Source organism: Actinoplanes sp. NPDC049599 (genome assembly GCF_044465625.1).
GTDB lineage: Bacteria > Actinomycetota > Actinomycetes > Mycobacteriales > Micromonosporaceae > Actinoplanes.
Genome location: NZ_JBITLX010000006.1, coordinates 210,513 through 223,060, shown reverse-complemented (window position 1 = coordinate 223,060; position 12,548 = coordinate 210,513). Strand labels below are relative to the sequence as shown.

Here is a 12,548-nt window from a genome sequence, read left to right as displayed (position 1 = left end):
ACGAAAAGGCCGCCCGACCCGGCAGGGTGGGCGGCGGCTGTGCCGAGGTGCGCTGTCCGCGCCGCCTACCCGTTTCCCTCAAGAACCTCGCCGAGCCCGGTCAGGCTCAGCACAGCCGCGCCGACCGGCGTGAGCCGGAGCGCGGTGTTCGGGGCCTGCCACGACATCTCGTTCTCCTGACCGTCTCGGTGCGTTCGGTGTGATCACTACGGTACGGCCGCGCCGATCGGGCCGACAAGCCAATTACTGGTAGAACGGAGGGGTGGTCAGCGCCGGGGAACGCCGCGCCCGATCCACCGCCGAGCTGCTCGCCGGTTCCTGTGCCGAGATCACCGGCGGCGCGCTGCGGTCGGTGGTGCTGCACGGGTCGCTGGCGGCCGGCGGGTTCCGTCCCGGGCGCAGCGACATCGATGTGCTCGCCGTTGTCGCCGGTGGCCTCGCCGACGATCAGGCGGCCGCCCTGGAACGCGCGGTTCGTCAGGCGGACCTCGGCGGCGCGGCCGGCCTCGACGTGCACGTCGTGACCGCCGAGGTCGCCGGGGCGCCGACCCGGCAGCCCGCCCTGGAGCTCCACGTCGGCCGCTCCGCCGGGCCGGCCGCCGAGTGCGAGGTCGAGCGCCGGACACCTGCGGCTCCGGACCTGCTCACCGAGCTGTCCATGGCGCGGGCGCACGGGATCGCCCTCCGTGGCGCCGATTCCCGCGAGGTGATCGCGCCCGTCCCGGACGCGTGGGTCGTCGACCGGGGCAGGCACTGGCTGCTGACCTGGCGGTCGCTCACCGGCGACACCCGCCACGCCGCCTTCATGGTGCTCACCGCCTGCCGGATCTGGCGGTTCGCCGTCGAGCACGTGCACTGCGCCAAGGCGCAGGCCGCGGCCTGGGCCCTCGACCGGGACCCCTCGCTGTCGGCAGTCCGGCAGGCACTCCAGCAGTACGAGCACGAGCCGGCGAGCCCGATCGACGAGCGAGCCCTGGCCGACCTGCTCGACACCGTGCTCGACGCCACCACGCCGGCGACGCCGTCCTCACCTCGCGCCGGTGACGAGCCGTTCGCGATCCAAGAGCGCCGACGCCAGCGCCCAGCCGATCCGGTCGAGCAGCAGCAGGGCCGCGGCGGCGGCGACACCGGTCAGCAGTGACGTCACCGCGATCGACGGCAGGCTCGCCAGCACCGCGAACTGCTGGGCCACCCGCATGTCGGTCGCGCGCGTGGAGATCACCATGGCGATCCAGATCGACCAGCCGGTGAGCAGCGGCGTGAGGACCAGCTGCGCCAGCAGGTCCGGCGGGCGGATGAGCGCGGACGCCACGGCCCGGGCGGCGAACAGCTCCACGCAGGCCGTACACCAGGTAGGCGACCGCGAGCGAGGGCAGCAGCGCGCCCAGCGCCGTGCCCAGCAGCAGCTCCTCGCGGCGGATCGGCGTCGTGAGCACCGGTTCCGGCCGTCCCGGTGCCAGCCGGTGACGGCCGGCAGCCCGCCGAGGACCCCGGCCGGTCGTCGAGCGGGGCCAGGGTGCGGACCGTGAGCGTGCGGTCGAAAGGCGCGTCGCGCAGTTCGGCGGGCCGGCCGATCGTGCGCAGCGTCGTGTTCAGGACGGCCACCGGTCGCAGAGGCGCGCAGCCTCGGCCAGCCCGGTGGGTGGTGAGGAAGATCGTCACCCCGCCGCGGCTGAGCGTGGCGATCAGCTCGTGCACGTCCCGGGCCGGCGCCGTTCGGGCCGAGGAAGCCGAAGACCTCGCCGTAGCCGATCTCGAAGGAGACGTCGCGGAAGGCGATCCGGTCGCCGAACCGCTTGCTCAGCGCGGTGGTGGACACCGCCGGGCCGCCGGGCGGCGCGGCGGCGGCGGGCTCGACCGGCCGCCGGGGCCGGCCCTCACGGCCGAACAGCCCTACGCCGCCCACGATACGGCCCGGCGGATGCCGCCGCCTTGCCCGCCGCGGTCACCGCGCCGGGCGGTCCAGCAGCTGAGCCAGGTGCACGGCGGGGCGGTCGCGCAGGTCCGCCACCTGGGTACGGCAGGAGAACCCGTCGGCCAGCACCACGGCATCAGGGTCGGCGTCCAGGGCCGGCAGCAGGTTCTGCCCCGCGACGGCCACGGACACCTCGTAGTGGCCGATCTCGACGCCGAAGTTACCGGCCAGACCGCAGCAGCCGGCCAGCCGCCGCACCTGGGCGCCGCCGGCGGCGAGCAGGTCGGCGTCGGCCTGCCAGCCCAGCACGGCGTGGTGGTGGCAGTGTGGCTGGGCGATGACGTCCACGCCGGACAGGTCGGGTGGGTGCCAGCCCGGGGTGTCGGCCAGCAGCTCGGCCAGGGTGCGGACCGCGCCGGCCACCGCCCGGGCGTCGGCGTCGCCGGGGAGCAGCTCGTGCACGTCGGAGCGCAGCACGGCCGTGCAGGAGGGCTCGATGCCGACGATCGGTACGCCGGCGCGGGCGTCGGCGGCGAGCGCGGCGACCGTCCGGGTGAGGATCTTCTTCGCCGCGTCGAGCTGGCCGGTGGTGATCCAGGTCAGCCCGCAGCACACCGCACCGGACGGCAGCCGCGGCTCGTATCCGGCGGCGCGCAGCACCCGTACCGTGGCATCGGCCACCTCGGGTGAGAAGGCGTCGGAGAAGGAGTCGGCGAAGAGCACGACGGGTTTGCGGCCGTCGGCCGCCTGCGGCACGAACGTGCGCCGGAACGGGCGCCGGGCGAAGGCCGGCACCGACCGCCGTTTGTCCACACCGGCCAGCCACAGCAGGGCCGGGCCGAGCCCGGGCAGCCGCATCGCGCGGTTCGCCAGCCGCGGGGTCCAGCCGGCCAGGCGGCCCCAGAGCGGGAGCTTGCCCAGCGTGTAGTGCGAGCGGGGCCGCAGCCTGCCCCGGTAGGTCTGGTGCAGCACCTCGGACTTGTAGGTGGCCATGTCGATGCCGGTCGGGCAGTCGGAGGCGCAGCCCTTGCAGGACAGGCACAGGTCCATCGCGTCGTGCACCGCCGGGTCCGACCACGCGAGCTCGCCGCGGACGACCTCCTGGAGCACCCGGGCGCGCCCGCGGGTGGAGTCCTGCTCCTCGCGGGTGGCCAGATAGGACGGGCACATGACGCCGCCGGCCGCGGAGTTGTCGGCGCGGCACTTGCCGACGCCGGTGCAGCGGTGCACGGCCTGGCCCAGGTCGCCGTCGTCGTGCGGGTATGCCAGGGCCAGCTGCTTGAGCGGGAAGCGCCCCGCGGGCCGCAGGTCGGCGTCGATCGGGTCCGGGTCGACCAGCACGCCGGGGTTGAGCAGGTTGCCCGGGTCGAAGGCGTGCTTGATGCCGGCGAACAGGGCGATCGCGTCCGGGGAGTACATGTGCGGCAGCAGCTCCGAGCGGGCCCGGCCGTCACCGTGCTCGCCCGACAGCGAGCCGCCGAACTCGCCGACCAGCCGGGCCGCGTCGGTGAGGAACTCGCGCATGATCTTCGTGCCGCCGGGCTGGTCCAGCGGCAGGTCGAGCCGCACGTGCATGCACCCGTCGCCGAAGTGCCCGAACGGCGCGGAGGTCAGGTCGTACGAGGCGACCAGCTCGTCGAAGCGCGCGAGGTAGGCGCCGAGCTTCTCCGGCGGGACGGCGGCGTCCTCCCAGCCGGGCCAGGCGGGCTTGTCGGACGGCGCCCGGCCGGCCAGGCCCGCGCCGTCCTCCCGGATGCGCCACAGCCGGGCCTGGACGCGGGGATCGGTCACCACCAGGCTGTCGTCGGCGAGGCCGGCGCCGGCCAGCCGCCGGGCCCGCACAACCACCTCGCCGGCCTCGTCGCCGGCCAGCTCGACGAAGAGCCAGGCGCCGCCGCGCGGCAGGTCGGGGACGGCGTCCGGGCCGCGCCGGGCGCGCAGCACGTCGAGCAGCCGCGAGTCGAGCCCCTCGCAGGAGGTCGGGCCGTGCGCCACCACGGCCGGGGCCGCCTCGCCGGCCGCGACGATGTCGCGGAACCCGAGCACGACGACAACCCGGACCGGGGCGTCCACCACCAGCTTGACGGTCGCCCGGGTGATGACCGCGAGCGTGCCCTCCGAGCCGACCAGCGCCCGGGTCAGGTCGAAGCGCTCGGGCAGCAGGTGCTGCACGGCGTAGCCGGAGACCTGGCGGCCGAACCGGTCGAACTCGGTGCGGGCGGTGGCCAGGTGCCGGCCGACGACCGCGCGCAACTCGTCGAGGACCGACTCGGCGCCGTGCACGCCCGCCGGCCCGGTGCTGAGCGTCTCGCCCGCGGCGGTCAGCAGCTCCAGCGCGACCACGTTGTCGGAGGTGCGCCCGTAGGCCAGCGACCGCGAGCCGCAGGCGTTGTTGCCGATCATCCCGCCGATCGTGCAGCGCGGATGGGTCGACGGGTCCGGCCCGAAGCGGACCCCGTGCGGCAGCACGGCCCGCTGCAGGACGGCGTGCACGGTGCCGGGCTCCACCACCGCCGTGCGGGCCTGCGGGTCGACCTCCAGCACCCGGTTGAGGTGGCGGGAGAAGTCCAGCACGATGCCGCGCCCGACGGCGTTGCCCGCCACCGAGGTGCCCGCGCCCCGCGACGTCAGCGGCACCCCGGCCTGCCGGGCGACAGCCAGCGCGGCGGCCACCTCGTCGACGAGCCGGGGCCGCACCACGGCCAGCGGCGGGATCCGGTACAGCGAGGCGTCGGAGGCGTACATGCCGCGGGTGCCGGCGTCGGCCCGCACCTCAAGACCGGCCCGCTCCAGCGCCGCCACCACGTCATCCATAGGTAACATGTTACTCATGCCAGCGTTGAACCTTCCGCCGGAGGCGCCCTCCCTCGCCGACGCCGTCGTGCAGTCGGTCCGCGACGGCGTAGCCGCCGGTGAGCTCGTACCGGAGCAGACCTATTCGGTCTATCAGCTTGCCGATCTGCTCGGGGTGTCCCGCAGCCCGGTCCGCGAGGCGCTGCTGCGCCTCGCGGCGGCGGGCCTGGTGGAGATCATCCGCAACCGCGGCTTCCGGGTGCTGCCGCCGCGGGCGCACGACATCGAGGAGATCATCGGCATCCGCCTCGCCCTCGAACCGCCCGCCGCCCGGCTGGCGGCCGAGCAGGCCACCGACGCCCAGCACGCCACCCTCCGCTCGGCGCTGGAGACCATGGCCGCCGCGGCGGCCCGGGACGACGCCGCGGCCTTCTGGCCGGCCGACCGCGCCCTGCACGACCTGCTGCTGCGCGCCTCGGGCAAGACCCGGACGGCGGCCATCGTCGAGCAGCTGCGCACGACGACCGCCCTGCTCGGCCCGCCGACCACGGCCAGCGGCCGCACCCTGACCGAGATCCACGCCGAGCACAAGCCGGTGGTCATCGCGGTGCTGGCCCGCGACGGAGCCGCCGCCGAGGCCGCGATGCGCAGCCACCTGGAGGCCACCCGGAGCCTGCTGATGGCGAACCTGGCTCAGGTGCGGCCGCTCGCCAGCCGGCGGCTGCGCTCGCCCGAGCGGACGACCAGCGCCCAGCCGCTGGCCGTCGACACCAGCCGCAGCGAGTTGATCTTCGAGCCCGGCGCCGCGCCGGGCACCGGGCACGGCCGGCCGACGGCCGGCGCCACCGAGGTGCCCGAGATGCCGGAACGCGCGCCGGTGAGCCGGAAGCCGGTGACGCCGGCGCCGTAGCCGGTGACGCCGGCGCCGTAGCCGGTGACGCCGGCGCCGTAGCCGGTGGCGGAGCGCGGCCGGTCCCGGCGGATCACGGTGTCGGCCAGCTCGTAACGCCCGTAGACCCGGTGGTGCACGACGGGGTGCCGGCGCTTCCCGCAGCCGACCGAGTAGGTGTCGTCGGTCCAGAAGTCGTGGTCGAAGGTGATGCCGCCGGCCCGCGCGGCCAGCTTCGCGGCGGTCCAGCCGAAGGCGCGCCGGACGTCCGCCGCGCCGACGGAGCCGGTCTGCGTCGCGGGCTGGTAGGTCACCGCCGCGGATGCCGGGGCGGCGACCGCGATCCCGGTCCCGACAATCACAGCGGCGACGGCAAGCCGGGCGCAGCGCCCATCCATGTCTGGCTCCTGGTTCGTGGCGGCGGGACCGCGGACCTGCGGTCACCTGTCCCCGACCAACGATTATGCACGGCATATGTTGCGGTTTGCCCCGATCTCCGAACGGGACGTTTGGACCGCCCGGAACGGGGAATGCCCGACGTTCGCCCCGAGAGACGGGCAGCAGCGCCACACGTGGCTGCACTGGCTGACGGGCGCCCGGCACAGCACTGCCGGGGGTGCACGGGGGCACCCCCGGTGATCCCGCCGATCACCGGGGGTCGGCCGGGACCGCGACGCGTGGCCCCGTCAGGCGGCCGGCGCCGGGATGACGTGCAGTTCGGCCGTGGTGCTGGGCTCGTAGTCGCGATCGGTGCTGACCGCGTACGCCCTCCTGCCGTTCGGCGCCCAGGCGAGCGCGCCGTTCAGCAGGTGGTAGCCCTGTCCGACCTCGTACGTCGCCAGCGGGGCCGGGTTGCCGATCGTGTAGAAGTACACGTCCGGCTCGTAGATGCCGTTGATGCCGCCGGCCAGCTTGCCACCCTCCCGCGACACCTCGACCGCGACCGGGTACGGCTGCGCCTGGTAGTTGAGCCCGGGCGCGTTCAGGTCGCCGGCCGGGACCGACGGGAAGTGGTACGGCGCGCCACTGGCCGTGAAAGCCGTGCTGCCGGCCGGGTCCAGGGCCAGGTCACCGAGGTTGCTGCCGAGCTCGCGGGTGGAGCTCACCTCGGTCAGCCGGCCGCCGGCCACCGTGAAGCTGTGGATCTCGGCGGGGCTGCTGCCGGTCTCGCCGGCCAGCAGCACCCCCGGGTTGCGCAGCGCGGAGGCGACCGCCGGCGCGTCGTAGAAGTACGTCGCGCCGGCCAGGCCCAGCGTCGTCCGGGCCGGCTGGCGGCGCAGGTCGACGTGGCCGATGTCGCCGGTGCCGGGCGTGCAGCCGTACCCGAACCACAGGTAGCGGCCGGCCGGCGCGAGATGCGCCGGGCAGCCGCCCTCGGCGCCGGTGTCGTAGCGGGCCGTCTCCGCCAGCGAGCCGGTGTCGAAGGCGGCGATGGCGTTCGCGGCCGGCAGGGCCACGAACAGCGTCCGCCGATCGTTGCTCAGGGCCAGGTCGGTCGGGCCGGGCAGGCCGTCGATGGTGGCGACGATCGCGCCGGCCGCGTCGGCCACCGCGATCTGGCTGGTGCCGTAGCCGCCGCTGATGAACTCGCGGTCGCCGGCCGCGACCACGTCGGCGCCGACGGCCACCGGGATCGGCAGGCGGACGACGACCGCAGCGGCCGCGTGAGCCGCGCCGGGCGCCACCGCGACGGCCGGCAGTGAGGCGGCAAGAGCCGCGGTGAGCAGGGTGAACTTCCTCCGGATACGCATGACTCCCCCGAGGTCTCGTAGCGTTTCGGACGAGTTTTCTGTGTAGCACAGTGGACCCACTTTTTTCCGCCCCGGACATCGTCACCCGGCCGGTCACGCTCCGGGTGAGCGCCGACCGAGGTACGCGGCCAGCCGCGTCCCGGCATCGGCGCCGGCGGGCAGTGCGACCGGCGGCCCGAAGGCGTGACCGGCGCGCAGATCCGGCGGCACCAGCCGGCCCGCGATCGTCAGGGCGGCCGTGGCGAGCTCCTCATCGATCGGCGTCCGGTCCCCGAGCGCGGTGGCAAGATCCCCGGCGTGCGCGGCGAGCTCCAGCACCAGCCCGGACAGCGCCACCGGCGCGGGAACGAGGCCCCAGGGCCCGGCGGTGCTGCCGACCGCCTCCTCGGTACGGCCCCAGGCGGCGCGGGCCCGGGCGAGGGAGTCCGGGCGGCGCGGACCCGGGCGGCGCGGACCCGAGCGGCGCGGACCCGAGCGGCGCGGACCCGAGCGGCGCGGACCCGAGCGGCGCGGACCCGAGCGGCGCGGACCCGAGCGGCGCGGACCCGGGCGGCGGCGACCTCGAAGTCCCGGCGTACGGTGGCCGGCTCGGCCCGCCCGACCACGGTGAGGATGCGACCGAGCAGATCCTGGACATTCCACGACGGACAGGGCGTGGGCGCCGCGAACTGCCCGGGATGCATCATGTTGATCAGGCGGCTGTCAAGGCCCACCACGACGCTCGGCCACCATCGACACATTCCCGCCACGGCCGTCGCGGCCCGCTTGGTGGACCGGCCGACCAGCCGGCTTCACAGTGTCGGCGGCAATTGCAGCCACAGCGACGGCCACCATTCCGGCAGAGCCTGATTTTGGTCACTGTTCGGCGCACGGTTGCGGCAGCCCCGACGGGCCGGAATGGCATGTCGGAGCGCCTGCCGGAAATGACCGCCGGGACAATTGAGCGCTGCTTCCTCGTTTTCTTCCCGTCCTGTTCTCGTTTGTGGTGTGCCGCCTGCGGACCCTCCTGCCATCGCCCGCCGGAACAGCCCCGCCGTCGTGGGCAGCCAGCGAACCGCGGCGAGGATCGCCCGCGGCCACATGGGTCATTCATCCGAAACCAGACGCGTCACCGCCCGAACCCGACCGGAAAGCGGACGTCTCGCCGAGCCGATCCCGGCGCGGCTTGCCGCCCGGCAAGCATCGACCCGGCAAGCATCGACCCGGCAAGCATCGACCCGGCGAGGATCGGCCCCGATGTGGACCGGTCGCCGGCGGACCTCGCCGTCCACCCGGACCCGCGACCGGTGGGCGTCGGCCGAGGCCGCACGGGGGAATCGCGATTGCATGCGGCGGTCCCGGCGGACGGGGCCGTGGTGCGGGCGGGCCATCTCGCGCGGACTGCTGGCGGCAGGATGGCGGCGGATCCCGGTTGGCCCTTGATTCGCATTGAGGCGTCGGCGATGCCGCCCTCAGGGCACGGCGAGTCTGCCAATACCGGGAGTGCGGGGCCGGCCGAGGAGGCCGAGCACGCCGGGACCGAGGGTGCGGGCGGACCGGGCCCTCCAGCGCCGAGAATGCCCGGTCCACCGGGCCTGAGGATGGCGGCGGGACCGGGTCCTCCAGCGCCGAGAATGCCCGTTCCGCCGGGACCGAGGATGAGGGCGGGACCGGGACCGCCGGGATCAAGGGCGCCGGGCCCGCCGGGATCAAGGGCGCCGGGACCGCCGGGACCGCCGAGGCGGGCGGTTCCGGGTCCTCCAGGATTTGAGGGTGCCGGGCCCGCGGAGGCCGAGCATTCCGGCTTACCGAGACCGAGGATGCCGGTCCGACCGGGCCCGCCGGGACCGAGCTCGGTGACGGCACCGAGCCCGCCGGGACTGAGCGCGGTGACGGCACCGAGCCCGCCGGGACCGAGCGCCCTGACGGCACCGGACCCGGCGGGCCCGGGATTGACGGGCCCGGGATTGACGGGCCCGCCGAGGCCGAGGATGCCGGTCCGACCGGGGCCGCCGGGACCGGCGGTGGCAGGCATGCCGGGTGTGGCGCCCGCCTTGGCGGGGGTGGCAGGCACCTCCGGGACGATGGTGGAGGCGACGGCGGTTGTCCGTCGGGGCGCCCTGGCCGGGGCTCGCTGGGTCTGTCGTGGACGCGCCGCAGGCGTTCGGCGTGGCGGCGAGCCAGGCCCCAGTCGCGGTGCCGCTGATGAGTGCGCCGGAATTCCTCGCGCTCGGGCGAGTAATTGCGGGATCTGGTCCGGTCGCGCATCCCGGCCAGTTCCGCGGACGTGAACAACTGGAGCTGCCGCATGGACCAATCGTCCCGCGCCCCACCGACAATTTCCGGTCCTCACCGGCGCTCGATCATGCCGATGTTGTCGACGCCACAGATTCGCCGAACAGCCCCGCGAGAATGCATTCCTGGGTCCCGCCTCAGCACGATCAGAGATCCATCGGAGTGTCCGGGTCGGGGAAAAAACAGAGCATCCCGTTTCCTGAGCCGTCGGCACCGGACGGCTTGCCGTCCCCCACGACGACGTGAGCAGCGCCGCTGACCGCTCCGGCGTCGCCGCTCGCGCGGTCGAGCCGTTGGTGGCCATGCCCGTGTCCTGGCGTCGCATCCCTGGATCGCCTGCATCCTCAGCCGGCGAGCTGTTCTCCGTCACCGGGAAGCAGGCCGACGACGATTGGGTGACGGTTGAGGAAGCGCTGTGGACCCGCCGCGGCGTGGTGCGGTGAGCAGGGCAGCGTGCACCTGCGGGTGCAGCGCGCCGATGGTGGCCGGCGGTCACCCTGCGCAACCCGGCCGGCAACCCCGTCGCAGGCACATCACGGTGATGTCACCGCGCCGCACGCAGCCCGGCACGACCATCGGACCGGGCGAAGAACCGGGCCGAAGAACCGGGCCCCCTCCTCGGCTGTCTCGCCGCGTTTTCCCAGCTCCGGGCCCCGGGGGAGCACCGGGACGCCGGCCGCCCCGCCGAGCTGCTGCCGAGCGCATCCGCGACCTCCCCGGGGTGGCCGCTCAACCCCACTCGCGGCGCACCATCGGCTGACCCGGCTCCTCGTGCGCCACGTCCGCGTCCTCGGTCTCGACCAGGTCCTCCGGCCGCACCCGGGCGGGCAGGTGACCGAACCTCGTCTGCCGCTGGCGCTCCAGCTCCTCGTCGGTGCGGGAGTCGGGGTCGGGCTCGGCCCGCTCGCGATCGTCACTCATCGTCGACCTCCTCGTCGCGTCCGCCCGGACGGTGACTTCCATTGTCCGCCACCCGGGCCATCGCTTGTGGACCACCGGCGCGGGCACCGGACCCGGCGGCGATATTGTTCAGCTGTGGACGACACGAGCGCAGCCACCCCAGGCATCGACCCGACCAAGGCGCACCCCGCGCGGCGGTACAACTACTGGCTCGGCGGCAAGGACAACTTCGCCGCCGACCGGGCCTCCGGCGATGAGCTCGAACGGCTGTTCCCGAAGGTGCGCCTCGGCGCGCTGGCCAACCGGGCGCTGCTGCAGCGGGCCACCCGGTTCCTCGCCGCGGAGGCCGGGATCCGGCAGTTCCTCGACATCGGCACCGGCCTGCCGACCGCGGACAACACCCACGAGGTGGCCCAGCGGCACGCCCCGGAGAGCCGCATCGTCTACGTGGACAACGACCCGCTGGTCATGGTGCACGCCCGGGCCCTGCTCGACAGCAGCCCCGGCGGCCGGACGGCCTACCTGCAGGCCGACCTCAACGACCCGGAGTCGATCCTGGCCGACCCGGTGCTGCACGACACGCTCGACCTGAAGCAGCCGGTCGGCCTGATGCTGATCGCCGTCCTGCACTTCATCCACGGCCACGGCGCGGCCGAGCCGATCGTGCGCCGGCTGCTCGACGCGCTGCCGCCGGGCAGCTACCTGGTCGCCACGCACGCCACGTCCGACTTCGGCACCCCCGAGCAGCAGGCGCTCTATCAGCAGCTCATCGCGCAGGGCAAGTCCGACGTGTGGACCCGCGGCCGGGAGGAGTTCGCCGGCCTCTTCGCCGGACTGGAGCTGGTCGAGCCGGGCGTGGTGCCGGCCAGCGAGTGGCGCCCGGCGGCGCACGCGGAGATTCCCGCGCGCTCGGACATCAACATCTGGAGCGCGGTGGGCCGCAAGCCCTGAGGGGTCAGCTCGTCTGGGTGAGCACGTCGTTGATGGTCTTCTGGATGTCGGCCCTGGTGGCGGGCGGGGTGAAGGCCCCGACCCCGACCTGCCAGGTCTGCGTGCCGCCGTCGGCCCGGAAGAAGTGGCTCATGTCGAGGGTGTAGCGGCCCTTGGCGTCCTTGACCGTCTCGACGTACGAGGTGCTCTCGTCGTAGGTCTTCGCCTTGGCGCCGGGGTCGAACCACTCGGTGCTCAGGCGGGCCCGGTCGGCCGGCCCGCACGGCGCCGGGCAGGGCCGCAGCATGATCTGCAGCCGCTGGCCGCTGCCCGGGTTGCCCTCGTTGATGCACACCCAGGCCTTGGCGTCCGGCAGGTCGAGGCGGCCCGCCACGCAACCCCAGGTGCCGGGCGTCCGGAACGCGAACGGCCAGCCGGTGAAGCCCATCGTGTAGGTCTTGTCCCCGGCGGCGTACCCGGGCCCGACCAGGGTGCGGGCCGGCACCGGCCGCAGGGTGGGCTTGCTGCCGGACGGGACCGCCGCGGTGGGCTCCGTGGTGCGCGGCACGACCGGGTCCGGCCGCACCGCGGTGGGCGCCGCCACCGGGTCGGAGTTGTCGACCAGCGCGGCGATGCCCAGCCCGCCGCACACGCACAGCAGCAGGAGCAGCGGCACGACCACCAGCGCGATCGCCGCGGGCAGGCCACGGTACTTCTGCGGGGCCGGCCCGATCGCGCCGCCCAGCAGGGCGATCGCCGGGGCCCGGTACTCCAGCTCGACCACCTGGCCCGGGTGCACCCCGACGACCGTCTCGGCGGTGCCGATCCGGGACGGCAGCAGGTACGGCACATGCACGTGCACGTGGTACTGGCCGGGCGGCACCGGCACGACCGTACGTCCCCAGCCCGCCTGCACCGGCTGCCCGTTGAGCGCCAGGTACGGCTTGAACAGGCCGAGCATGAAGGTCAACCAGGAGTAGCGGGTGGTCACCGCCACGGCGGTCGTCCCCTGCGGCCCGTACCCGGGCGGGGGTGTCGGGCTCCACGGCGGCTGCTGTTGTTCGTACACGGGTGTCCTTTCCGAGCGGGCCGCGGA

The 12,548-nt window shown here is 74.6% G+C and carries 11 protein-coding genes and 1 pseudogene; 5 read left to right on the top strand and 7 right to left on the bottom strand.

The window, feature by feature from the left end:
- Positions 1–262: 262 nt before the first annotated feature.
- The gene (locus tag ACIBQZ_RS13795) at positions 263–1,141 is read left to right on the top strand and encodes an aminoglycoside adenylyltransferase domain-containing protein (protein WP_396088934.1); all 879 of its coding nucleotides are present in this window, start codon (positions 263–265) and stop codon (positions 1,139–1,141) included.
- On the opposite strand, the gene ACIBQZ_RS13790 is transcribed toward ACIBQZ_RS13795, so the two are convergent.
- The 3 genes and pseudogenes from ACIBQZ_RS13790 to ACIBQZ_RS13780 form a co-directional block, all read right to left on the bottom strand.
- Positions 1,028–1,336 carry a hypothetical protein gene (locus tag ACIBQZ_RS13790; protein WP_396089142.1) on the bottom strand — a complete coding sequence of 103 codons (309 nt, stop codon included), beginning with the start codon at positions 1,334–1,336 and terminating at the stop codon, positions 1,028–1,030. The genes ACIBQZ_RS13795 and ACIBQZ_RS13790 overlap by 114 nt on opposite strands.
- Positions 1,337–1,705: 369 nt before the next feature.
- A pseudogene (locus ACIBQZ_RS13785) lies at positions 1,706–1,819 on the bottom strand (ABC transporter ATP-binding protein); the annotation flags it as partial.
- Between the two features lie 126 nt (positions 1,820–1,945).
- Positions 1,946–4,729, bottom strand: coding sequence for an FAD-binding and (Fe-S)-binding domain-containing protein (locus ACIBQZ_RS13780; RefSeq protein WP_396088933.1), 2,784 nt, complete (start codon positions 4,727–4,729; stop codon positions 1,946–1,948).
- Between the two features lie 16 nt (positions 4,730–4,745).
- On the opposite strand from ACIBQZ_RS13780, the gene ACIBQZ_RS13775 reads away from it, so the two are divergent.
- Positions 4,746–5,618, top strand: coding sequence for a GntR family transcriptional regulator (locus ACIBQZ_RS13775; RefSeq protein ID WP_396088932.1), 873 nt, complete (start codon positions 4,746–4,748; stop codon positions 5,616–5,618).
- A gap of 665 nt (positions 5,619–6,283) precedes the next feature.
- Here the strand turns inward: ACIBQZ_RS13775 and ACIBQZ_RS13770 are convergent.
- Both ACIBQZ_RS13770 and ACIBQZ_RS13765 read right to left on the bottom strand, forming a co-directional pair.
- The gene (locus ACIBQZ_RS13770) at positions 6,284–7,348 is read right to left on the bottom strand and encodes a YncE family protein (protein ID WP_396088931.1); all 1,065 of its coding nucleotides are present in this window, start codon (positions 7,346–7,348) and stop codon (positions 6,284–6,286) included.
- Between the two features lie 93 nt (positions 7,349–7,441).
- A complete protein-coding gene (locus ACIBQZ_RS13765; protein WP_396088930.1) occupies positions 7,442–7,684 on the bottom strand; it encodes a hypothetical protein in 243 nt (80 codons plus the stop codon).
- Positions 7,685–9,472: 1,788 nt separating this feature from the next.
- On the opposite strand from ACIBQZ_RS13765, the gene ACIBQZ_RS13760 reads away from it, so the two are divergent.
- Both ACIBQZ_RS13760 and ACIBQZ_RS13755 read left to right on the top strand, forming a co-directional pair.
- On the top strand, positions 9,473–9,868 hold the full coding sequence (locus ACIBQZ_RS13760; RefSeq protein ID WP_396088929.1) for a hypothetical protein: 396 nt from the start codon (positions 9,473–9,475) through the stop codon (positions 9,866–9,868).
- Positions 9,865–10,065, top strand: a complete 201-nt coding sequence (locus tag ACIBQZ_RS13755; protein ID WP_396088928.1) for a hypothetical protein — start codon at positions 9,865–9,867, stop codon at positions 10,063–10,065. The genes ACIBQZ_RS13760 and ACIBQZ_RS13755 overlap by 4 nt, the downstream gene beginning before the upstream one ends.
- Before the next feature lie 286 nt (positions 10,066–10,351).
- On the opposite strand, the gene ACIBQZ_RS13750 is transcribed toward ACIBQZ_RS13755, so the two are convergent.
- Positions 10,352–10,543: a hypothetical protein gene (locus ACIBQZ_RS13750; protein WP_396088927.1), complete on the bottom strand. Its 192-nt coding sequence runs from the start codon at positions 10,541–10,543 to the stop codon at positions 10,352–10,354.
- Positions 10,544–10,657: 114 nt separating this feature from the next.
- On the opposite strand from ACIBQZ_RS13750, the gene ACIBQZ_RS13745 reads away from it, so the two are divergent.
- A complete protein-coding gene (locus ACIBQZ_RS13745) occupies positions 10,658–11,473 on the top strand; it encodes an SAM-dependent methyltransferase (RefSeq protein ID WP_396088926.1) in 816 nt (271 codons plus the stop codon).
- Positions 11,474–11,477: 4 nt separating this feature from the next.
- Here ACIBQZ_RS13745 and ACIBQZ_RS13740 read toward each other — a convergent pair whose 3' ends face one another.
- Entirely contained in the window at positions 11,478–12,521 is a 1,044-nt protein-coding gene (locus ACIBQZ_RS13740) for a hypothetical protein (RefSeq protein ID WP_396088925.1), read from the bottom strand.
- Positions 12,522–12,548 lie beyond the last annotated feature (27 nt).

Coding starts and splice junctions, on each gene's coding strand:
- ACIBQZ_RS13750 (WP_396088927.1), bottom strand. CDS start 10,543: ATGAGTGACGATCGCGAGCGGGCCGAGCCCGACCCCGACTCCCGCACC.
- ACIBQZ_RS13770 (WP_396088931.1), bottom strand. CDS start 7,348: ATGCGTATCCGGAGGAAGTTCACCCTGCTCACCGCGGCTCTTGCCGCC.
- ACIBQZ_RS13775 (WP_396088932.1), top strand. CDS start 4,746: ATGCCAGCGTTGAACCTTCCGCCGGAGGCGCCCTCCCTCGCCGACGCC.
- ACIBQZ_RS13780 (WP_396088933.1), bottom strand. CDS start 4,729: ATGGATGACGTGGTGGCGGCGCTGGAGCGGGCCGGTCTTGAGGTGCGG.